Origin of the sequence: Rahnella inusitata (assembly GCF_003263515.1) — a bacterium.
In the GTDB taxonomy this organism is placed as follows: Bacteria; Pseudomonadota; Gammaproteobacteria; order Enterobacterales; family Enterobacteriaceae; genus Rahnella; species Rahnella inusitata.
In genome coordinates, this window is sequence record NZ_JYDE01000012.1 from 23,721 (window position 1) to 46,039 (window position 22,319).

Consider the following 22,319-nt stretch of genomic DNA (forward strand, 5'->3'; position numbering starts at 1 on the left):
CTTAAAATACCTCTTTTGCATTGTGGGCAGTGGCGATGGCGCGCAGCACGGCACGGGCTTTATTTCGGGTTTCATCGGCTTCAGCCTGCGGGACGGAATCGAGCACCACGCCGCCGCCTGCCTGCACGGTGGCAATCCCGTCTTCGACGTATGCAGAGCGGATAACAATGCAGGTATCCAAATCGCCGTGAGCGGTGAAGTATCCGACCGCGCCGCCGTAGCTGCCGCGACGGGTTTGCTCAGAGGCGGAAATCAGCTGCATCGCTCGCACTTTCGGTGCACCGGTCAGCGTGCCCATATTCATCACTGCCTGATAGGCGTGCAGAACGTCGAGATCGCCACGCAAGGTACCGACAACGCGGGAAACCAGATGCATGACGAAAGAGTAACGGTCAACTTTGGTCAGGTCGGCGACGTAACGGCTGCCCGGCTCGCAGATACGCGCCAGATCGTTTCGCGCTAAATCCACCAGCATCAGATGCTCGGCCAGCTCTTTATGGTCGGTGCGCATTTCAAGCTCGATGCGGCTGTCCAAATCCAAATCCAGTGAGCCGTCCGCGCGGCGGCCACGCGGGCGGGTACCGGCAATCGGATAAATTTCGATCTGGCGGTTGGTCGCATCATATTTCAGTGCGCTTTCCGGGGAAGCTCCGAACAGCGTGAAATCGTTGTCCTGCATGAAGAACATGTACGGACTTGGGTTATTGTTTTTCAGCGTTTCGTAGGCCGCCAGCGGAGAAGGGCATGGCAGCGAGAAGCGGCGTGAAGGTACCACCTGGAAAATTTCACCGGCGCGGATCGCGACTTTCATTTTTTCCACCACGGCGCCAAACACTTCATCACTCTGGTTCACGCTCAGCTGCATTTCCGGCACGCTCTGATGTGGAATCGCGTGCGGCGGCAGTTGCAGCTGATGTTGCAGCTGTTCAAGACGGGCATTCAGACGCTGCTTCTCATCCTTAGATGGCGTAAACAGGCTGGCCTGTAAGCGGCAGGTGCGGTTCTGGTGATCGAGCACCAGCAGCGTTTCCGCCAGATAGAAGCAGAAATCCGGGCAGCGCTGGTCGGCGTCCAGTTTCGGCAAATCTTCGAAACCGGCGACCAGGTCATAAGCAAACAGCCCGCCGAGGAACATCGCTTCACGCTCTTCCGCTGGCGATTCCACCGAGGTCAGAATGCTGCGCAGGGCGTCGAACACGGAACGGGAACGCAGGCGCGCATCTTCGTCCTGCATCTGGTCAATGGCCGGGAAAGTCAGTTCGCGACCATTCGGACGGACATCATTTTGAATTTCAGCGGGCAGCGCAGCATCAATCAGCGGCAGTAAAGACGCGCCGTTTGGCGTCAGCGCCTGCAGCGAAACCTGGGAACCCAGCGCGGTGATACGCAGGGCGCTGTCGACAATCAACAGGCTCTTCAGGTTTTCTTTGCTGGTCACTTCAGAGGATTCGAGCAGCAGCGTGGCAGGGCGTGCGCCACACAGCTGATGAAAAATGGCCGTCGGGTCGCCGCGGTAACTTCCCTGCGCGGTCAGCAATTCTAAACGTAGTTTTGGTTGAGTCATTTTGCTTCCTAAATTATCTCGACGTTTTCAAAAGGTTTTTCAAACAGACGGCCATAAAAAAGCCCGCATTATGCGGGCTTCGGAAATCTTGCAGCGTCTGATGACAGCTATGCGTGATTACTCCGCCCGACAAGGGGAAGTGCGCCACCAGCTGAGAACCGCCATCATTTGAATTTTCATCATCAGACACTCTTATTAGTTTGGGAAAGCTATCGTTTTAAAAAACTAAACTTTCTGAATCAGTTTGTCACGTCGTTGTTTAGCCGTTGCTCCGTGAACTTGCGTACTAGTAAACTAGTTCATGGATGTAAAGTCAACCCTCTTTTTACCCTGATTTCACAACTTTAGTGCATACAGATGTTATCGCACGGTTTCAGTGCGTAACGACCAGGTGAAGGTCTTGGGAAGATAGCCCTAACGTGAGCCGTCCTAACGCGTTATGATATGAACTGTATTCAGAAAAGGTTAAATCCCCGACGTGACGATGACTTCACCAACGACAGTTCAAACAACAGCGGCACCCTCAGCAGACGACCAGACCCTCAGCCCGGCCTTTACGATTTACGATCTCCACAGCCACACCACGGCATCGGACGGCTATTTGACGCCGGAAGCACTGGTGTCCCGCGCGGTTGAGATGCGTGTCGGCGTGCTGGCGATCACCGATCACGACAGCACCGAAGGGCTGGCGCGTGCGGCGCAGGCGATTGCCGAAAAGCAGTTACCGCTGGTGCTCATCAACGGCGTTGAGATTTCCACGCTGTGGGAAAACCACGAGATCCACATTGTCGGTCTGGGCATCGACCCACAGCATCCGGCGATGGTGAATTTGCTTAGCACGCAGGCGGATTTACGTCAGCAACGGGCGCAGGAAATGGGGCATCGTCTGGCCAAAGCCCGCATCGAAGGTGCCTGGGAAGGCGCGCTGCGTCTGGCGCAGGGCGGCGCGGTGACGCGTGCGCATTTCGCCCGCTATCTGGTGGAAGTGGGTGCAGCGGACAACATCGCCCAGGTCTTTAAGAAATTTCTCGCCAAGGGCAAGACCGGCTACGTTCCGCCACAGTGGTGTACAATAGAACAAGCGATTGATGCTATTCATCAGTCAGGCGGACAGGCCGTTGTCGCCCATCCGGGGCGTTACGATCTTTCCACCAAGTGGCTGAAACGCTTACTGGCGTATTTTGCGGAGCAGGGCGGTGATGCGATGGAAGTCGCGCAGTGTCAGCAGGCGCCCAATGAGCGTGCGCAGCTGGCGGCCTTTGCCCGTGATTATCAGCTGCTGGCCTCGCAGGGATCTGATTTCCATCAGCCCTGTTCGTGGATTGAGCTTGGCCGCAAACTTTGGCTTCCCGCAGGCGTTGAACCGGTATGGCAACACTGGCCGCTTGCGATGACACAGCCTGAAATTGAGCCGGTCTGATGCCTGACCGGAAAGAATAAAGAGCGAGAGGGAACCATGAGTCAATATTTTTATATTCACCCCGAAAATCCGCAACCACGTCTGATAAGTCAGGCGGTTGAGCTGCTGCGTAAAGGTCAGGTCATTGTCTATCCGACCGATTCCGGTTACGCGCTGGGCTGTCGTCTCGAAGAGAAAAACGCGATGGAGCGCATTTGTCGCATTCGTCAGTTAGACAGCAACCACAATTTCACGCTGGTGTGTCGCGATTTATCCGAACTGTCGACCTACGCCTACGTGGATAACGGCGCATTCCGCCTGATGAAAAACAATACGCCGGGCAACTACACGTTCATCCTGAAGGCGACCAAAGAAGTGCCGCGCCGCCTGATGAGCGAAAAACGTAAAACCATCGGTCTGCGTGTGCCGTCTAACCCGATTGCGATTGCCTTGCTGGAAGCGTTGGGTGAACCGCTGATGTCCACTACGCTGATGCTGCCGGGCAATGATTTTGCGGAATCCGATCCCGAAGATATCAAAGACCATCTGGGCAAACTGGTGGATCTGGTGATTGACGGGGGGTCTATCGGACAGCAGCCCACTACGGTCATCGACCTGACCGAAGCCGCGCCGGAAGTGGTGCGTGAAGGCGCAGGCGATCCGGCACCGTTTCGCTAAGCGCACATCCGTTTGATATTGTGTAAAATATAATCAGCCCGCAAACTGCTTACAGCAGACAAATTGCAGATAATTGTGTATAATGGCGGGCTGACTTTTTGTAAGTCATTGTATTGATAAGTATTGCTGTCTGGCGATGTGTTTTATCTGTGCATGTGTGGCGTAATCCCCATGCAGAAATAAAGTTTCCGCGACAGTATGTTTATCTCCCAAACTGAATTTTGACGGGCAGGCGATGATCAACATCGTGCTGGCCGCTCCCCCCGACGCCTGTGAAGGCGACAAATGAGGCTGCTCAATGAGCGAGAAGTATAATTCCCAGAAACATTCCAGTGACAGATCCAAACCGGCACGTTCACCAGGTGATAAGCCAAAAAGCGGCAGAAATTCCGGTGCAGCGAAAGCCCGTCCTGAACTGTCACGTGCAGAGAAACGCGGCGAAAAGCCACGTTCAGACAAGCCACGTAGTGATAAACCCAACAGCGACAAGCCGCGCAGTGATAAACCGCGTTCAGACAAACCTCGTTCTGATGCAGGTCGCGGCGATTCACGTACTGATTCCCGCATCGAAAAACCAGGCCGTGGTAAAACGCGTCCTGAAACTCCTCGCGGTGAAAAACCTCGTGCTGCAAAACCACGCGCAACCAAGCCGAAAGCCGACACCCTGTTTGATGAAACCGGTGACGACGAAGAAGTGAAGTACCAGAAGCCGAAGAACGCGCTGGACAGCACCGAAGGGCAAAGCGAAAAACTGCAAAAAGTACTGGCACGTGCAGGCCATGGTTCACGTCGTGAAGTGGAAGCGATGATCCAGGCGGGCCGCGTCAGCGTTGACGGTAAAATCTCCACGCTGGGCGACCGCGTTGAAGTTACCGGCGGCACCAAGATCCGTCTCGATGGCCATGTGCTGTCAGTGATGGAGTCTCAGGACACCGTTTGCCGTGTGCTGGCGTACTACAAGCCGGAAGGCGAGTTGTGTACCCGCAGCGATCCGGAAGGCCGTCCTACTGTGTTTGACCGCTTGCCAAAAATGCGCGGTTCACGCTGGATTGCCGTGGGTCGTCTTGACGTTAACACCTCAGGCCTGCTGCTTTTCACCACCGACGGTGAACTGGCAAACCGCCTGATGCACCCCAGCCGTGAAGTTGAGCGTGAATACGCCGTTCGCGTATTCGGCCAGATTGATGATGAAAAGATCAAACAGCTGAGCCGTGGCGTGCAGCTGGAAGACGGTCCGGCGGCGTTCCGCTCGATCAAATTCCAGGGCGGTGAAGGTCTGAACCAGTGGTACAACGTGACCCTGACCGAAGGCCGTAACCGTGAAGTGCGTCGTCTGTGGGAAGCTGTGGGCGTTCAGGTCAGCCGTCTGATCCGCGTCCGTTACGGTGATCTGAATCTGCCAAAAGGCCTGCCTCGCGGCGGTTACAAAGAGCTGGATCTGCCGGACATCAACTACCTGCGTACGCTGGTCGAAATGAACGAAGAAACCGTCAGCAAAATGCCGGTAGAGCGCGATCGTCGCCGTGTGAAAGCCAACCAGATCCGTCGCGCCGTTAAGCGCCACACTCAGGTTGCTCCCGCGCGTCGTAACGCTCCGGCCAAAAGAGGCTAATCGTCAGCCTGGCGATAGCGTTTCGAATGAGCTGATGAACCGCAGTCAATGACTGCGGTTTTTTTTTGCTCTCAGAAAACGGCCCTTACCAGTCAATTCCCTGTTGCGCCATGATGCCCGCGTCAAAGGCATGCTTCACCGGACGCAGTTCGCTGACGGTGTCCGCCATTTCCAGTAAATCGCGATGACAACCGCGACCGGTAATGATGACCGTCTGATGCGCCGGACGCGCTTTCAGCGCATCTGCCACATCCTGCAATTCCAGATAGCCGAAACTGACCATGTACGTCAGCTCATCAAGCACAACGAGATCCAACGACGCATCGGCCAGCATGCGCTTTCCATGCTGCCACACGGCCTGACAGGCCTGTGTATCGGTCTCTTTATTCTGGGTTTCCCAGGTAAAACCGGTCGACATCACCTGAAACTCGACGCCGTGCGGTTCAAGCAAATTTTTTTCACCGTTCGGCCATTCGCCTTTGATGAACTGAATCACCGCCGCGCGCATGCCGTGGCCGACCGCACGTGTCACGGTGCCAAAAGCCGCCGTGGTTTTGCCTTTGCCGTTGCCGGTGAAGACAATCAAAATTCCGCGCTGTTCTTTGGCGGCGTCAATGCGTGCATCGACCTGTTCTTTCAGCTTTTGCTGGCGCTGCTTGTGGCGATCTTCGGTCATGAACGGCTCCGTCTTTGGGGTCAGGGCAATCGGCTAAGACTATTCGGCAGGGCCTGCTTTACGGCCTGGCTGGGCATCAAAACTGATCCCCGTTTTGCGGCGGCTGTCATCACCCATCAGATACAAATACAGCGGCATGATATCGGCCGGCGTCTTGATTTTGTCTTTGTTTTCATCAGGAAACGCCGAAGCACGCATTCCGGTGCGCGTGCCGCCAGGATTGATGCAGTTAACGCGCAGCCCGGTGTGTTTATGCTCTTCGGCCAGCACCTGCATCATACCTTCTGTGGCAAATTTCGAGACTGCGTACGCGCCCCATCCGCTGCGGCCTTCCCGTCCTACGCTTGAGGTGGTGAACACCAGCGACGAACTGGCAGATTTCTGCAACAGCGGCAATAACGCCTGGGTCAACATAAAAGTGGCATTGACGTTCACCTGCATCACGTTCATCCAGTCCTGCAATTTGATGTCGGCCATCGGCGTAATTTCTGTCAGCAGCCCGGCGTTGTGCAACACGCCGTCAAGATGCGGCACCCATTGCGCAATCTGATCGGCAACGCGCTGGCAATCCTGCTGGCTGGCTGTCAGTAAATCCAGGGAATAAATGAAAGCGGGGCGGAGGTTTCGCGCCGCGATTTCCTGCTGCACGCTCGCCAGTTTACTCTCGGTGCGGCCCAGTAAAATCACCTGTGCGCCAAAGCGCGCGTAGGTAAGGGCAGCTTCGCGGCCTATGCCGTCGCCTGCGCCGGTGATCAGAATAATGCGGTTGTTCAGTAAGTCAGATTTCGGATGATAGTGCACGTTCAGTCCTCGTAAACGGATCGGGATGCGGCGGCAAATGGCCGTCGTCACATCACTGGCTCGATAAAACAAAAGGCCGGAGATGGGAGGTGTTGCGCTCAACCATCGCCCGGCATTTCGGCGGAAATGTGGGGTGTTTCTGGTGTGATCACCGGTTATATGCCTGAAATGAACATGAGTTTCAATGATTAACCGAAAAACAGGCAGCTCTTTTGTAACAAAATTGGAACAGATGCGCACCCGTCTTTACCTCTGACTGACAATGACATATTCAAACAAGACGCGGATGCGGGGATTGTCTAGAATGTTCACCTCTTTCTTACCACAGTGAATAGGCAGGTTTTTGTGGATTTACTTTCTCTTTATGGGCTGTTTTTAGCCAAAGTTGTTACCGTGGTGATCGCCATCGGCGCACTGGTGGTGTTAGTCATTGGGCTTCGTCAGCGTAAAGCTCACAGCAAAGGCGAATTACAGCTGATTGATCTCGGCGAGCAATATCGTGAGATGCAGCGTGAAATGCGCTCTGCACGGCTGAACCCGGCGGAGCAAAAACTGCGCAGCAAAGAGTTAAAGAAAAAGGACAAAGCAGAAGCCAAACAGAAGAAATTGCAGGCGAAAACAGGCGCAAGTAAAAGTAAGCCATGCCTGTATGTCCTGGATTTTAAAGGCAGTATGGATGCCCATGAAGTCACGTCTCTGCGCGAAGAAATTTCAGCGGTGCTGGCCGTTGCCACGCCGGAAGACGAAGTGCTGCTGCGCCTGGAAAGTCCGGGCGGGGTGGTACACGGTTACGGTCTGGCAGCATCGCAACTGGTTCGCCTGCGTCAGGGCGGTATACGCCTGACGGTCGCAGTGGATAAAGTGGCCGCCAGCGGGGGCTATATGATGGCCTGTGTGGCTGACCGCATTGTCGCGGCACCGTTTGCTATCATCGGTTCCATCGGCGTGGTGGCGCAGATCCCTAACTTTAACCGGTTGCTGAAAAAGAACGACATTGACATTGAATTGCACACGGCGGGCGAATTTAAACGCACGCTGACCTTGCTCGGTGAAAACACCGACGAAGGCCGTGAAAAATTCCGTGAAGATCTGAACGAAACGCATGTGTTATTCAAAGAGTTTGTGCATCAGAATCGTCCGTCACTGGACATTGATGCGGTGGCCACCGGTGAACACTGGTTTGGTACGCAGGCGCGCGAAAATGGCCTGATTGATGCTGTCGGCACCAGCGATGATTTGCTGATCGCCGAAATGAAAAATCATGAAGTGATTGCGGTGCGTTATGCGCGTCGCAAACGCATGATGGACAGGTTCACCGGCAGCGCGGCAGAAAGTGCCGACCGCCTGTTCCTGCGCTGGTTGCAGCGTAGTCAGAAACCGCTGCTGTAAACGGTAAATGAAGAAAGAAAAAGGGACGTAAGTCCCTTTTTTAATGCCGCTATTTTATCCGTAATACAGAATATTCGTAGCGATGTATTTATCTCAATTTTCGAGATGGTATTTTTCTGAAAAAAGATGTGCCAGATGTTTAAACATATTAAATACGGCCGTTGTTTTTCGGGTCGGTAAACCGTCGTCATCCATGAAGAATTCTCCGCGGAAAACCAGCACATTCCCTTTCTGTTCAACCTCCGTGGCGATCATCCCTTGCATGTAATCTTCATGCTCACGGATAACCTTATTCGCTTCTACCAGTAAAGCTTCGCGACTAATTGCCGATGTATTTTCGTGCATGATATTTACTCCCCACTATAATTCTGACGATATTGTAATCCTGCCGGTGATAAAACCGCAAATCTGCTGGGGTTAATGGTGTCGTCGCTGGTTGGATTTTGAACACCGAGGTAAAAAGTTTGACCATATTGTCCAAATGAGAGATTCGGTGTTAATTAGGTTGCGTGGCGATTTTTATCAGGTAGAGTGTGGGATTTTGTGGCTTCAGGTGGAATGTTTTGTTTACGCTTGGTCATTATTTGACGCAAAAACAGGCACATTCTGCTGAACCCTGTCTGGTTTATCCCTTGCAGAATCAGTGTTTTGAACCTCTGGAAGTCAGTTCGTTCGTCATTTGAAAGAAATGAGTTGACGTTCTGACTCACTGCCGCAATATAAAAAAAGACATGATATTGTGCCGCGGCATAACTAGACAAAAACTTCTTCAGCTGATGAAGAATCATTCAGGTAAAGGTAATTATGGGCAAAGCTCTCGTAATAGTTGAGTCCCCGGCAAAAGCCAAAACGATTAATAAATATTTAGGAAATGACTACGTGGTTAAGTCCAGCGTCGGTCATATCCGTGATTTACCGACCAGTGGATCCGCCGCGAAAAAAACCGCCGTCTCAACCGAAGAAAAGCCAAAGAAAAAAGTAAAAAAGGATGAGAAAACCGCGCTGGTTAATCGCATGGGCGTCGATCCTTACCATGGCTGGGAAGCGCAGTACGAAATACTGCCGGGCAAAGAAAAAGTCGTTGCTGAGTTAAAAGCGTTAGCGGAAAAAGCCGACCACATCTATCTCGCAACCGACCTTGACCGCGAAGGAGAGGCGATTGCCTGGCATTTGCGGGAAGTGATTGGCGGTGATGACAAACGTTTTAGTCGCGTGGTGTTTAACGAAATTACCAAAAACGCGATCCAGAACGCCTTTAAAGAACCGGGCGAACTGAATATTGATCGTGTGAATGCTCAGCAGGCGCGTCGCTTTATGGACCGCGTGGTGGGTTACATGGTTTCCCCGTTGCTGTGGAAGAAAATTGCACGAGGCCTTTCCGCTGGCCGCGTTCAGTCTGTGGCGGTGCGTCTGGTCGTTGAGCGCGAAAAAGAAATTAAAGCGTTCGTACCGGAAGAGTACTGGGAACTGCATGCGGACTTGCTGGCGAAGAAAGATACCGCGCTGCAAATGGAAGTCACGCATCACCTCGACAAACCGTTCAAACCGGTTAATAAAGAACAAACCCAAGCTGCCGTGTCGTTGCTTGAGAAAGCGCGCTACACAGTGGTTGATCGCGAAGATAAACCGACCAGCAGCAAGCCGGGCGCACCTTTTATTACCTCCACGTTGCAACAGGCGGCCAGCACGCGTCTGAGCTTTGGCGTGAAGAAAACCATGATGATGGCGCAGCGCTTGTATGAAGCCGGTCACATCACCTATATGCGTACCGACTCCACAAACCTGAGTCAGGATGCTGTGGAAATGGTGCGCGGCTATATCGGTGAAAACTTCGGTGATAAATACCTGCCGAAAGCACCGCTGCAATACAGCAACAAAGAAAATTCACAGGAAGCGCACGAAGCGATTCGTCCTTCTGATGTGGCCGTTGTTTCCGAGCAACTGAAAGACATGGAAGCCGACGCACAGCGTTTGTACCAGCTGATCTGGCGTCAGTTTGTGGCCTGTCAGATGACACCGGCGCAGTACGATTCTTCTACGCTGACGGTGAAAGCGGGCGATTACTCGCTGCGCGCCAAAGGCCGTACGCTGCGTTTCGATGGTTGGACGAAAGTCATGCCAGCGCTGCGCAAAGGCGACGAAGACCGTATTCTGCCTGCTATCGAAGTCGGTACCGACCTCGAACTGCAACAGCTGCTGCCGACACAGCACTTCACCAAACCGCCTGCGCGATTTAGCGAAGCATCACTGGTCAAAGAGCTGGAAAAACGGGGTATTGGCCGTCCATCCACTTATGCGTCGATCATTTCGACCATTCAGGATCGCGGATATGTTCACGTTGAGAACCGCCGTTTCTACGCCGAAAAAATGGGTGAAATCGTTACAGATCGTCTGGAGCAAAACTTCCGCGAACTGATGAACTACGACTTCACCGCGCGCATGGAAGACGGTCTCGACCAGGTCGCCAATAACAAAGCTGAGTGGAAAGCCGTGCTTGACGAATTCTTCACTGAATTTAGCAAGCAGCTGGAAACCGCCGAGAAGGATCCGGAAGAAGGCGGTATGCGCCCGAACCAGATGATCCTCACCAGTATTGAGTGCCCGACCTGTGGCCGCCCGATGGGCATCCGCACCGCCAGCACCGGCGTATTCCTTGGCTGTTCCGGCTACGCATTGCCACCTAAAGAGCGCTGCAAAACCACCATTAACCTGATCGCTGATGCCGAAGTGCTCAACGTTCTGGAAGGTGATGAAGCAGAAGCTAACGCGCTGCGTGCTAAACGTCGCTGTGGCAAATGTGGCACCGCGATGGACAGCTACCTGATCGATAACCAGCGCAAGTTGCATGTCTGCGGTAACAACCCGGAATGTGACGGCTATGAAATCGAGCAGGGCGAGTTCCGCATTAAAGGCTACGACGGCCCGATTGTTGAGTGTGAGAAGTGTGGTTCTGAAATGCACCTGAAAATGGGACGTTTCGGTAAGTACATGGGCTGTACCAACGACGAGTGCAAAAATACCCGTAAAATTCTGCGTAACGGTGACGTTGCACCGCCGAAAGAAGATCCGGTTCCGCTGCCTGAGCTGCCGTGTGAGAAATCAGACGCCTACTTCGTTCTGCGTGATGGCGCTGCCGGCGTATTCCTGGCGGCCAATACTTTCCCTAAATCGCGCGAAACCCGTGCGCCGCTGGTGGAAGAACTGAAGCGCTTTAAAGATCGTCTGCCGGAAAAACTGAGCTATCTGGCCGATGCGCCAGTCGCTGACCCGGAAGGCAACAAATCGATGGTGCGTTTCAGCCGTAAAACCAAGCAGCAGTACGTCTCATCTGAAAAAGACGGTAAAGCCACCGGCTGGACTGCTTTCTTTGTTGACGGCAAATGGGTCGAAGGTAAGAAATAAAATCGGGTCACTCAGTCAACAGCACTTTGTTATTTGATTGTAAAAAACCAGTCCTCCGGGCTGGTTTTTTTATTGCATTAAGATCTATCATCGACAGGTTCTTGGCGAATCTCTTCTCAGGGCAATGCTTCCTGCTGTAATCCTTATGTTATCTGGCTATACAACGTGTTTATTCTTGATATAATTGTTATATAAAATTTATTTTTATTCACAATAGTAATAAGCTAATGCGTCTGCGGCATAACACGGCGCGTTCACAGACTTCGGGCATTCAATAAAAAATCATTTCCAGTCTGTTCAGCCAGCGTGCGAACAGGGATGGTGACAGGGTTTGAAACCAGGGTGGTATGAGATATGAAATTGCAGCAACTGCGCTACATCGTAGAGGTTGTTAATCACAATCTGAACGTCAGTTCGACGGCAGAGGGCCTGTACACGTCGCAGCCAGGGATCAGTAAACAAGTCCGAATGCTGGAAGATGAGCTGGGGATCCAGATTTTCTCCCGCAGCGGCAAACATCTTACCCAGGTGACCCCGGCCGGGCAGGAAATCATCCGTATTGCCCGTGAAGTGCTGTCCAAAGTCGACGCCATTAAGGCCGTGGCCGGTGAGCATACCTACCCGGACAAGGGATCGCTGTATGTGGCGACCACGCACACCCAGGCACGTTACGCCTTACCGAACGTGATTAAAGGCTTTATCGAGCGTTACCCGCGCGTTTCACTGCATATGCATCAGGGCTCGCCGACCCAAATCGCCGAAGCCGTGTCGAAGGGTAATGCCGATTTCGCGATCGCCACCGAAGCGCTGCATCTCTACGACGACCTGATCATGCTGCCGTGCTACCACTGGAATCGCGCCGTGGTGGTTCAGCCGGATCATCCGCTGGCAGGCAAAGAGAAAGTCACCATCGAAGAGCTGGCGGCGTACCCGATTGTCACGTACACCTTCGGTTTCACCGGTCGTTCCGAGCTGGATACCGCGTTTAACCGCGCGGGTCTGACGCCGAAAATTGTCTTTACCGCCACCGACGCCGACGTGATCAAAACCTACGTCCGTCTCGGTCTGGGTGTGGGCGTTATCGCCAGCATGGCAGTTGACCCGGTTCAGGATCCCGATCTGGTGACGGTAGATGCGCGCGATATCTTTACCTACAGCACCACCAAAATCGGCTTTCGCCGCAGCACCTTCCTGCGCAGCTACATGTACGATTTCATCCAGCGTTTCGCACCGCACCTGACGCGTGACGTGGTGGATACCGCGATTGCACTGCGCTCGAACGAAGACATCGAAGAGATGTTCAAAGACATTAAGCTGCCGACCAAATAAATTTCCGGCCAGTTTCTGATGCTGAAAAATCCCGCGACATCGCCTGATGACGCGGGATTTTTTTTGCGTGATGATCCGTTTGAGCTGTTATGAAAATGTTAATAAAAATATGTGTTATCTTTATATATGCACTTATAAGCCAGCGGGTTATTCGTTTTTTACCCAGCTGGTGCTGTGAAGCATAAGGAGAAGCTATGTCGTCCGATATTCGTAACAGAAGTCTGGATAAGCTGGCAGTCCAGGGTAAGGAGTTCCACTACTACAGTCTGCCTCTTGCCGCCAACACGCTGGGTGATATTCAGCGTCTGCCTAAATCCCTTAAGGTCTTACTCGAAAACCTGCTGCGCCACGTAGACGGTGACACTGTCACGGAAAGCGATTTGCACGAGCTGGTGAACTGGCAAAAAACCGGCCATGCCGATCGTGAGATTGCCTATCGTCCGGCGCGCGTGCTGATGCAGGATTTCACCGGGGTACCCGCCGTGGTGGATCTCGCAGCGATGCGTCAGGCGGTCAAACGTCTCGGCGGCAATGTCGAACAGGTGAACCCGCTGTCGCCTGTCGATCTGGTGATCGACCACTCGGTAACCGTTGATGAGTTCGGTGATGAAGACGCGTTTGATGAAAACGTCCGTCTGGAAATGGAGCGTAACAACGAGCGCTATCAGTTCCTGCGCTGGGGTCAGAAAGCCTTTAACCGTTTCCGCGTCGTGCCGCCGGGCACCGGTATTTGTCATCAGGTCAACCTTGAATATCTCGGTCAGACTGTCTGGCATGAAGAACAGAACGGCAAAACCGTGGCGTACCCCGACACGCTGGTCGGTACTGATTCCCACACCACCATGATCAACGGCCTTGGCATTCTGGGCTGGGGTTGCGGTGGTATCGAAGCCGAAGCGGCGATGCTTGGGCAGCCGGTGTCGATGCTGATTCCAGACGTCGTCGGGTTCCGCCTGACCGGTAAACTGCGCGAAGGTATCACCGCCACCGATCTGGTGTTAACGGTCACCCAGATGCTGCGCAAACACGGCGTGGTCGGAAAGTTTGTCGAATTCTACGGTGACGGTCTGGCCGATCTTCCGCTGGCGGATCGCGCGACGATCGCCAATATGTCCCCGGAATTTGGCGCGACCTGCGGTTTCTTCCCGGTTGACGACGTGACGCTGAGCTACATGAAACTCAGTGGCCGCAGCGACGACCAGATCGAACTGGTAAAAGCCTATTCGCAGGTGCAGGGTCTGTGGCGTAACGCCGGTGACGAACCCGTCTTCACCAGTACGCTGGCGCTGGACATGGGCGATGTCGTGCCAAGCCTTGCCGGGCCGAAACGCCCGCAGGACAGGGTGGCGCTGCCGGATGTGCCGAAAGCGTTCAAAGCCGCGACGGAGCTGGAGCTTGGCAATAACAAACCCGGCCACACTGACAAAGAGAGCTTTACCCTCGACGGTCAGCATTACGCGCTGGAAACCGGTGCGGTGGTCATTGCCGCCATCACGTCTTGTACCAACACATCCAACCCCAGCGTGCTGATGGCCGCCGGGCTGCTGGCGAAGAATGCCGCTGAGAAAGGGCTGACCAGTAAACCCTGGGTGAAAACGTCACTGGCGCCGGGTTCGAAAGTGGTGACCGATTATCTCAATGCCGCCGGGCTGATGCCTTATCTGGAAAAACTGCGTTTCAATCTGGTCGGTTACGGTTGTACGACCTGTATCGGTAACTCAGGTCCGTTGCCGGAACCTATTGAATCGGCAATAAAATCCGGTGATTTAACCGTCGGTGCGGTGCTGTCGGGTAACCGTAACTTTGAAGGGCGCATCCATCCGTTGATCAAAACCAACTGGCTGGCCTCGCCGCCGCTGGTGGTGGCTTACGCGCTGGCCGGGAATATGAACATCGATCTTACTACCGATCCGCTCGGCGAAGATCCCGAGGGCAACCCGGTATATCTGAAAGATATCTGGCCGACGGCGGCGGAAATCGCCAATGCGGTCGGGCAGGTGACCACCGAGATGTTCCACAAAGAGTATGCCGAAGTCTTTAACGGCGACGCCAGCTGGCAGGCCATTCAGGTGGAAGGCACGCCGACGTATACCTGGCAGGAAGACTCCACCTACATCCGCCATCCGCCATTCTTCAGTGACATGAAGGCAGAGCCGGATGCGGTGGAAGACATCAAAGATGCCCGCATTCTGGCGATTCTGGCGGACTCGGTGACCACCGACCACATCTCCCCGGCGGGTAACATCAAAATTGAAAGTCCGGCAGGGCTGTACCTGAAAAATCATGGTGTGGAACCGAAAGCGTTCAACTCTTACGGGTCGCGACGCGGTAATCATGAAGTGATGATGCGCGGAACCTTCGCCAACATCCGTATCCGCAACGAAATGGTGCCGGGCGTGGAGGGCGGTTATACCCGCCACATCCCGTCACAGGATCAGCTGGCCATTTACGACGCTGCGATGCGCTATCAGCATGAAAGCGTGCCGACGGCCGTGATCGCCGGCAAAGAGTACGGTTCCGGCTCCAGCCGTGACTGGGCGGCGAAGGGGCCGCGTCTGCTGGGCGTTCGCGTGGTGATTGCCGAGTCATTCGAACGTATCCACCGTTCGAACCTGATTGGTATGGGGATTTTGCCACTGGAATTCCCGCAGGGCATAACGCGTAAAACGCTGAAACTGACCGGCGACGAGCAGATTAGCGTCAGCGGGCTGCAAACGCTGAAACCGGGGCAGGACGTGCCGGTGCATATCGTGTTCACCGACGGCCATGCAGAAACGGTCAACGCGCGCTGTCGTATCGACACCGGCAACGAGCTGACTTACTTCCAGAACGGCGGCATCTTGCATTACGTCATCCGCAAAATGCTGTGATCCGTTCTTAAACCGTTTTAAGCCATAAAAAAGGGCACCTTCATAAGGTGCCCTTAATATTTGCCGGTCAGAATACCCGACAGCAGAATTACTTGTGGCGCAGATCGTTATCGAGCAGGTGGCCCATTTTGGCTGCCTTGGTCGAAAGATAACGTTCATTTTCAGGATTACGGCCAACCACCAGAGGGACGCGTTCGACGATGTTGATCCCGGCTTCAGTCAGAATTTCGACTTTTTTCGGATTATTGGTCAGCAGGCGAACGGAATCGACGCCGAGCAGTTTGAACATGTCGGCACACAGCGTGAAGTCGCGTTCATCGGCGGCGAAACCGAGCTGATGATTCGCTTCAACGGTGTCATAGCCTTTATCCTGCAATGCGTAAGCGCGGATTTTATTCAGCAAACCGATGTTACGACCTTCCTGACGGTGATACATCAGAATGCCGCGGCCTTCTTCAGCGATATCGTTAAGTGCTGCTTCGAGCTGGAAACCGCAGTCGCAGCGCAGGCTGAACAGGGCATCGCCAGTCAGGCATTCGGAGTGAACACGTGCCAGAACGGGCGTTTCACCGCTGATATCACCAAAAACTAACGCCAGGTGGTCGTGCCCGGTGGCCAATTCTTCAAAACCCACCATCAGGAAATCGCCCCAAGGTGTTGGCAGATTGGCTTCTGCCACCCGTTTCAGCTGCATTTTACGCTCCAAAAAAAACACAAATAGTCTTCATTTACGGTGAGTATTTTACTTATTGATGCGCATCCTACGTCCGGATGCGGTCTCTGGATAGGGAATCGGTGCCTTTCCATCACAACAGGGCACCATTTTGCCACAGTTTGGCTCACATTTTAGCGGGAATATTTGAACGATTACTTCATAAGTTATGAACTATAACAGTAACCTCAACAACCCTGATTTAAGGAATGTTAAGGAATAACAAGATTGCTACACTCCATTTCTTTTAAGCATTTTACAAAAAACAGAAAGGACGACTATGTTTGATATCGCCAAACGCACCGCCCTCGGGGCACTTCTTCTGCTTATCATGCCCGCAGCGGTGTGGGTAAGTGGCTGGTTATGGACGCCCGGCGGCAATCCGGCGATTTTACGCCCGCTGTACTGGGTGACCGAGACAGTCAGCCAGCCGTGGGGAATTATCACCACGGTCATCCTGTGCGCCTGGTTTTTGTGGTGTCTGCGTTTTCGTCTTAAAGCCGCGGTGGGGCTGGTGCTGATCATCTCAGCGGCGCTGCTGGTCGGACAATACGTCAAGGATTACATTAAAGGGGAAGTGCGTGAGCCACGGCCTTACGTAGCCTGGCTCGGTAGCGATCATCAGATGAATGTCGAAGAATTTTACGGCCTCAAACGCAAGGCGCGCAGCCAGCAGGTGAAAGATATTCTCGGCGATAACGTGCAGATCCCTCACTGGCTCAATAAAAGCTGGCAGAACGATACCGGCTACGCGTTTCCTTCGGGGCATACGATGTTTGCCGCGAGCTGGGCATTGCTGGGCATCGGGTTGCTGTGGCGTCGTAAACACTACAAGACCGTGACCGCGCTGATGCTCTGGTCGGTCGTCGTGATGGGGAGCCGCCTTATGCTGGGGATGCACTGGCCGCGTGACCTGATGGCCTCGGTTGGGATCAGCTGGATCCTGGTGACGCTTGCCTGCTGGCTGACAGAGCGTTATATCGGACCGCTGACGCCGCCGCCGGAAGAAAATAAAGAAATAGCTGAACGCGAATAATCGCCTCACCTGCTTTCTGATACTTTCCCGAATCAAAGGGGAATCTTTCGGTTCCCCTTTGATTTTACGCGCAACGTCCCCATATCTCTTACATGTCGTTTTCACCGGTTCACGTCGCCGATCGCAAAAGTTGTGCGATCTTCGGACAGTTACTCTTTTAACCCTCGGCAATGTTTCCCAGCTTTGTGCAGAAATGCTAACTTATTAGGTCGGGACGAGAGTTTTTGGCATAATTCATCCGGTACACCCGGCATTACAGGAATGAATGTGAAATATCTGCTGATTTTTTTATTTTTACTGGTCATCGTGGTGATTTCAATCACGCTAGGCGCCCATAACGATCAGACTGTGACCTTCAACTATTTGCTGGCGCAGGGTGACTATCGCGTCTCTACGCTGCTTGCCGTGCTGTTTGCGACCGGTTTCATTCTCGGCTGGGTCATCTGCGGTTTGTTCTATCTTCGCGTACGCCTGTCTCTTGGCCGCGCTCAGCGAAAAATCAAACGTCTGGAACTGCAAATCGAGCCCGTGGCTGTCGTGACGCCGCCTGCAGCATCTTATGATGTCAGCAAGGAATAACCCTTTATGTTAGAGCTGCTGTTTCTGTTGTTGCCCGTTGCGGCCGCCTATGGCTGGTACATGGGGCGCAGAAGTTCTCAGCAGGACAAACAGGAAAATGCTAACCGCCTGTCGCGTGAGTACGTGGCAGGGGTTAACTTTCTGCTTTCCAATCAGCAGGATAAAGCGGTCGACCTGTTCCTCGAAATGTTAAAAGAGGACAGCAGTACGGTCGAGGCGCACCTGACGCTTGGTAACCTGTTCCGCTCCCGTGGTGAGGTCGATCGCGCGATCCGTATCCATCAGTCATTGATGGAAAGCGCCTCGCTGACTTTCGAACAACGCCTGCTTGCCGTACAGCAGCTGGGACGCGATTACATGACCGCCGGTTTTTATGACCGCGCCGAAGACATGTTTAACCAGCTGGTGAAAGAGCAGGATTTCCAGCTTTTCGCACTGGAACAGCTGTTGATCATTCATCAGGCGACCAGCGACTGGCAGAACGCCATCGACGTGGCCGAACGTCTGGTGAAACTGGGTAAAGAAAACCGTCGCAAAGAGATCGCCCATTTCTGGTGCGAACTGGCGCTGCAGGCGATGGTGTCGGATGACTTTGACAAAGCGACAGGATTGCTGAAGAAAGCCGCATCGGCAGACAAACTCTGTGCCCGCGTCTCTATCATGCAGGGTCGCATTCTGATGGCGCAGGGCGAATACCGTAAAGCCGCCGATGCGTTACAGCGGGTGCTGGAGCAGGATAAAGAGATTGTCAGCGAAGCGCTGCCGATGCTGCAAGAGTGCTATCTCAATCTGAAAGATACGCTGGCCTGGGCGGAGTTTCTCAAACGCTGCGTGGATGAAAATACCGGTGCGACCGCTGAGCTGATGCTGGCGGAGATCATCCATCAGGAAGAAGGCCGCGAAGTCGCGCAGAACTATATTAACCGCCAGCTTCAGCGCCATCCGACCATGCGCGTGTTCCATCACCTGATGGATTACCATCTGGCTGATGCAGAAGAGGGGCGTGCGAAAGAAAGTCTGGGGCTGCTGCGGGATATGGTCGGCGAACAGATCCGCACCAAACCGCGTTACCGTTGCCACAAATGCGGCTTTACCGCGCATTCGCTGTACTGGCATTGCCCGTCATGTCGTGGCTGGGCGACTATCAAGCCCATTCGTGGACTCGACGGCCAATAACGTTCCCCGTCATACTTCAAGCTGCAGGTGCGTTGGCTGTTTTCAGTAACCCGAATCACTTACTTCAGTAAGCTCATCGGGTTACTTCAATTGCCGCTGACCTGCAAATTGAATTATTTAGGGAAAAGATCTGTCGGGGAAACGCTTCAATTACTTCTTCTTGCTGCTCGCTTTACGCGCGTTGATCAATGTACGTAGCTTCTTGATTTCTTTGGCAGTCAGCGCAGGTTCTGACTCTTCCGCCAGATGCTGATTATCGATGTCGTGCTCGGTCGCTTTGGCGGCTTTTTTACCTTTGTGTGCGCCCGGAGTAAAACTCTCTTCCAGACGGGCAGCCACTTCCGCGCTTAATGAATGTTCAGCTTCGGCGGCAGCATTCTTTATAAGCTCTTTCAGTTCCACCGAAATTTTTACGGTCAGTGTCGTTATCTCACTCATTTTTCTGCCTTTCCTTCGTGTAAAAGTAACAAGCTAAGCCAGCCTTGTGACATCGTCTAGTGCATAACAAAAATTTAATAAAACCGTCACATTAGGTGTAGCTGTGAATTCGGCGTCTTGCCATGTAAAATGCTGGCGGCAGAAATTATGCTTTCCCTTCCTGATTTGAAAATTAACAAGAGGCTGAAGACATGAAGTCAGAAAATAACATTAACAACAACGACTTAAATTCATCACCTATTGTTGTCGCACTAGATTACGCTGATAAATCCTCCGCGCTGGCATTCGCCGATAAAATCGATCCGCGTGATTGCCGTCTGAAAATTGGCAAAGAAATGTTTACCCACTTCGGTCCGCAGATGGTCAAAGATTTGCAGTCACGCGGCTTCGACGTTTTTCTGGACCTGAAATTCCACGATATTCCTAACACCACGGCGCGCGCGGTGGCCGCCGCTGCCGACCTCGGCGTGTGGATGGTGAATGTGCACGCCAGCGGTGGCGCGCGCATGATGACGGCGGCGAAAGAGGCGCTGGTGCCCTTTGGTAAAGATGCACCGCTCCTTATCGCCGTCACCGTGCTGACCAGCATGGAAAGCAGCGATCTGGCCGATCTGGGTATTACGTTATCTCCGGCAGATTACGCCGGGCGTCTGGCGCGTCTGACCAGAGACTGCGGTCTGGATGGCGTCGTGTGTTCCGCTCAGGAAGCGACAGGTTTCAAATCTGCCCTCGGCAGCGCGTTCCAGCTGGTGACCCCCGGTATCCGACCTGCTGGCAGTAAAGCCGACGATCAGCGCCGTGTGATGACGCCGCAGGAAGCACTGGCCGCCGGTGTGGATTACATGGTGATTGGCCGTCCGATCACGCAGTCGGCCGATCCGGCGCAGACCTTGCATGACATCCGCGATTCACTGCGTTAAGAAGAGGCTACGATGAGCAACGATAACAACAGTCGTTTAGTTTATTCGACCGACAGCGGCAGAATAGATGAGCCCAAGGCCGCCGTCGTTCGCCCGAAAGGCGACGGCATTGTGCGCATTCAGCGTCAGACCAGTGGCCGTAAAGGCAAAGGCGTCTGTCTGATAACCGGTGTGGATCTGGATGATGCGGTGCTGGAGAAGCTGGCGGCAGAGTTGAAAAAGAAATGCGGCTGTGGCGGTGCGGTGAAAGAGGGAGTGATTGAGATCCAGGGCGACAAGCGCGATCTGCTCAAACAACTGCTCGAAGCGAAAGGCATGAAAGTGAAGCTGGCTGGCGGGTAAAGAAACAAGATGCTGCGCTATTCACAAGCGCAGCGTCTTTTCTGTTTAGTTTTTTCTTATACTTATTTACTAACCTGATGACCCACAATACCACCGACTGCTGCGCCACCTAACGTACCTAATGTACTGCCGTCAGTCAGAACCGCACCACCAAGTGCACCGGCACCGGCACCAATCGCCGTGTTACGGTCACGTTTAGACCAGTTACCACAAGCGGTAACAGACATTGCTAAAGTCAGAACCAGTGCAATACTGGCAACGCGTTTATTTACGAGCATCATAGTTATCTTCCTCAAAGGATTAACGTTCAGCATCATTCATAAGTATAGGTAACCTGCGGCGTTTTCACCGTATTTCACCTTGTAATCCTTCACGCGACTCACGAATTTCTCAGCTGTTCCGAACCTTTATTCATAATTTGTATCATCCGGACGCACTTTTGCATCCGTTGAATAAAAATAGTGAATTTACTATTCATTCACTAGGTGAATAATCTTAATTCACCAGCAGGCTGCGCCCGTGGAGCACAAAAGACTAAAAACCGGCGTTGTTCTCGCCTCACTTCTGTCCGCACGGGCACTTTTGCGTTTGCAGCAGATCTGTACGCACTCTTTAGCGAATTCCCCCATACCTGCGACCTCCTGCCGCCCAGACAATAGATCATCGACAGACGAGGGAACCAATATGCTGAAACAACTGAAAGAGCAGGTACTGGAGGCCAATCTTGCACTGCCTCGCCATAATCTGGTGACCTTTACCTGGGGAAACGTCAGTGCTGTAGACCGCCAGCAGGGGCTGATTGTTATCAAGCCGTCCGGCGTGGAATACGAGCACATGGGCGTGGAGGATATGGTGGTGGTGGAACTGGAGACCGGCAAAGTCATTGAGGGCAGTAAAAAACCGTCTTCCGATACCGATACCCACCGCGTGCTGTACCTGAATTTTCCCGAAGCGGGCGGGATCGTGCATACGCATTCGCGCCACGCGACTATCTGGGCGCAGGCGGGCATTGATATTCCGGCGTGGGGTACAACGCATGCGGACTATTTCTACGGTAATATTCCCTGTACACGTCTTATGACCGAAGCGGAAATTGCCGGACGTTACGAATGGGAAACCGGTGAAGTGATTGTTAAAACCTTTGCTGAACGCCACCTGTCACCTGCCGATGTTCCGGCAGTCCTGGTGCATTCTCACGGGCCGTTTACGTGGGGAAAAGATGCAGATAATGCGGTACACAACGCCGTGGTGCTGGAAGAAATCGCCTATATGGGCATTTTCTCCCGTCAGTTAACGCCGCAGTTGCCGGACATGCAGCCGCAGTTGCTCGATAAACACTATCTGCGTAAACATGGGAAGAACGCTTACTACGGACAGTAAATCCTCGCAGGAACAG

General features: G+C 53.4%; 20 protein-coding genes and 1 other annotated feature. Of the genes, 13 read left to right on the forward strand and 7 right to left on the reverse strand.

The window, feature by feature from the left end; genetic code table 11:
* Position 1: 1 nt before the first annotated feature.
* Positions 2-1,564, reverse strand: a complete 1,563-nt coding sequence (locus TU92_RS07115; RefSeq protein ID WP_112165671.1) for an anthranilate synthase component 1 — start codon at positions 1,562-1,564, stop codon at positions 2-4.
* A 53-nt stretch (positions 1,565-1,617) separates the two neighbouring features.
* Positions 1,618-1,720, reverse strand: a sequence feature (Trp leader region).
* A gap of 328 nt (positions 1,721-2,048) precedes the next feature.
* Here TU92_RS07115 and rnm point away from each other — a divergent pair.
* The 3 genes from rnm to rluB all read left to right on the forward strand — a co-directional run bounded on the left by rnm (position 2,049) and on the right by rluB (position 5,253).
* Positions 2,049-2,984 (forward strand): RNase RNM, encoded by a 936-nt coding sequence (gene rnm, locus TU92_RS07120; RefSeq protein ID WP_112165673.1) that lies wholly within the window; start codon positions 2,049-2,051, stop codon positions 2,982-2,984.
* Between the two features lie 36 nt (positions 2,985-3,020).
* A complete protein-coding gene (locus TU92_RS07125) occupies positions 3,021-3,641 on the forward strand; it encodes an L-threonylcarbamoyladenylate synthase (protein WP_112165675.1) in 621 nt (206 codons plus the stop codon).
* Positions 3,642-4,335: 694 nt separating this feature from the next.
* Complete coding sequence (rluB, locus tag TU92_RS07130; RefSeq protein ID WP_244207745.1) at positions 4,336-5,253, forward strand: 23S rRNA pseudouridine(2605) synthase RluB; 918 nt, start codon at positions 4,336-4,338, stop codon at positions 5,251-5,253.
* Positions 5,254-5,338: 85 nt separating this feature from the next.
* On the opposite strand, the gene cobO is transcribed toward rluB, so the two are convergent.
* Together cobO and TU92_RS07140 are read right to left on the reverse strand one after the other, a co-directional pair.
* Positions 5,339-5,929, reverse strand: a complete 591-nt coding sequence (gene cobO / locus TU92_RS07135) for a cob(I)yrinic acid a,c-diamide adenosyltransferase (protein WP_112165679.1) — start codon at positions 5,927-5,929, stop codon at positions 5,339-5,341.
* Positions 5,930-5,968: 39 nt separating this feature from the next.
* Entirely contained in the window at positions 5,969-6,730 is a 762-nt protein-coding gene (locus TU92_RS07140; protein WP_112165681.1) for a YciK family oxidoreductase, read from the reverse strand.
* 345 nt (positions 6,731-7,075) lie between these two features.
* On the opposite strand from TU92_RS07140, the gene sohB reads away from it, so the two are divergent.
* The gene (sohB, locus tag TU92_RS07145) at positions 7,076-8,119 is read left to right on the forward strand and encodes a protease SohB (RefSeq protein ID WP_112165683.1); all 1,044 of its coding nucleotides are present in this window, start codon (positions 7,076-7,078) and stop codon (positions 8,117-8,119) included.
* Positions 8,120-8,212: 93 nt separating this feature from the next.
* Here sohB and TU92_RS07150 read toward each other — a convergent pair whose 3' ends face one another.
* Complete coding sequence (locus TU92_RS07150; RefSeq protein ID WP_112165685.1) at positions 8,213-8,464, reverse strand: YciN family protein; 252 nt, start codon at positions 8,462-8,464, stop codon at positions 8,213-8,215.
* A gap of 459 nt (positions 8,465-8,923) precedes the next feature.
* Between TU92_RS07150 and topA the strand changes: the two genes are divergently transcribed.
* From topA to acnA, 3 genes are all read left to right on the forward strand, one after another.
* Positions 8,924-11,521, forward strand: a complete 2,598-nt coding sequence (gene topA, locus TU92_RS07155; protein WP_112165687.1) for a type I DNA topoisomerase — start codon at positions 8,924-8,926, stop codon at positions 11,519-11,521.
* Positions 11,522-11,875: 354 nt separating this feature from the next.
* Positions 11,876-12,850, forward strand: a complete 975-nt coding sequence (gene cysB / locus TU92_RS07160) for an HTH-type transcriptional regulator CysB (RefSeq protein ID WP_056780687.1) — start codon at positions 11,876-11,878, stop codon at positions 12,848-12,850.
* 194 nt (positions 12,851-13,044) lie between these two features.
* The gene (gene acnA, locus TU92_RS07165) at positions 13,045-15,720 is read left to right on the forward strand and encodes an aconitate hydratase AcnA (RefSeq protein WP_112165689.1); all 2,676 of its coding nucleotides are present in this window, start codon (positions 13,045-13,047) and stop codon (positions 15,718-15,720) included.
* An 88-nt stretch (positions 15,721-15,808) separates the two neighbouring features.
* Here the strand turns inward: acnA and ribA are convergent, their stop codons facing one another.
* Complete coding sequence (ribA, locus tag TU92_RS07170; protein ID WP_056780679.1) at positions 15,809-16,414, reverse strand: GTP cyclohydrolase II; 606 nt, start codon at positions 16,412-16,414, stop codon at positions 15,809-15,811.
* A 298-nt stretch (positions 16,415-16,712) separates the two neighbouring features.
* Between ribA and pgpB the strand changes: the two genes are divergently transcribed.
* The 3 genes from pgpB to lapB all read left to right on the forward strand — a co-directional run bounded on the left by pgpB (position 16,713) and on the right by lapB (position 19,223).
* The gene (gene pgpB / locus TU92_RS07175; RefSeq protein WP_112165691.1) at positions 16,713-17,468 is read left to right on the forward strand and encodes a phosphatidylglycerophosphatase B; all 756 of its coding nucleotides are present in this window, start codon (positions 16,713-16,715) and stop codon (positions 17,466-17,468) included.
* Positions 17,469-17,735: 267 nt separating this feature from the next.
* Positions 17,736-18,047 (forward strand): LapA family protein, encoded by a 312-nt coding sequence (locus tag TU92_RS07180; RefSeq protein ID WP_056781019.1) that lies wholly within the window; start codon positions 17,736-17,738, stop codon positions 18,045-18,047.
* 6 nt (positions 18,048-18,053) lie between these two features.
* Positions 18,054-19,223, forward strand: coding sequence for a lipopolysaccharide assembly protein LapB (lapB, locus tag TU92_RS07185; protein ID WP_112165693.1), 1,170 nt, complete (start codon positions 18,054-18,056; stop codon positions 19,221-19,223).
* Positions 19,224-19,373: 150 nt separating this feature from the next.
* Here the strand turns inward: lapB and TU92_RS07190 are convergent, their stop codons facing one another.
* The gene (locus tag TU92_RS07190) at positions 19,374-19,661 is read right to left on the reverse strand and encodes a hypothetical protein (RefSeq protein ID WP_112165695.1); all 288 of its coding nucleotides are present in this window, start codon (positions 19,659-19,661) and stop codon (positions 19,374-19,376) included.
* Between the two features lie 191 nt (positions 19,662-19,852).
* On the opposite strand from TU92_RS07190, the gene pyrF reads away from it, so the two are divergent.
* Both pyrF and yciH read left to right on the forward strand, forming a co-directional pair.
* Positions 19,853-20,581 (forward strand): orotidine-5'-phosphate decarboxylase, encoded by a 729-nt coding sequence (gene pyrF / locus TU92_RS07195; protein WP_112165697.1) that lies wholly within the window; start codon positions 19,853-19,855, stop codon positions 20,579-20,581.
* A gap of 12 nt (positions 20,582-20,593) precedes the next feature.
* Positions 20,594-20,923 carry a stress response translation initiation inhibitor YciH gene (gene yciH / locus TU92_RS07200; protein WP_112165699.1) on the forward strand — a complete coding sequence of 110 codons (330 nt, stop codon included), beginning with the start codon at positions 20,594-20,596 and terminating at the stop codon, positions 20,921-20,923.
* A 62-nt stretch (positions 20,924-20,985) separates the two neighbouring features.
* Here yciH and osmB read toward each other — a convergent pair whose 3' ends face one another.
* Complete coding sequence (gene osmB, locus TU92_RS07205; RefSeq protein ID WP_056780657.1) at positions 20,986-21,204, reverse strand: osmotically-inducible lipoprotein OsmB; 219 nt, start codon at positions 21,202-21,204, stop codon at positions 20,986-20,988.
* 403 nt (positions 21,205-21,607) lie between these two features.
* Here osmB and araD point away from each other — a divergent pair, with 403 nt between their 5' ends.
* Complete coding sequence (araD, locus tag TU92_RS07210) at positions 21,608-22,303, forward strand: L-ribulose-5-phosphate 4-epimerase (RefSeq protein ID WP_112165701.1); 696 nt, start codon at positions 21,608-21,610, stop codon at positions 22,301-22,303.
* The last annotated feature ends 16 nt before the right edge of the window (positions 22,304-22,319 follow it).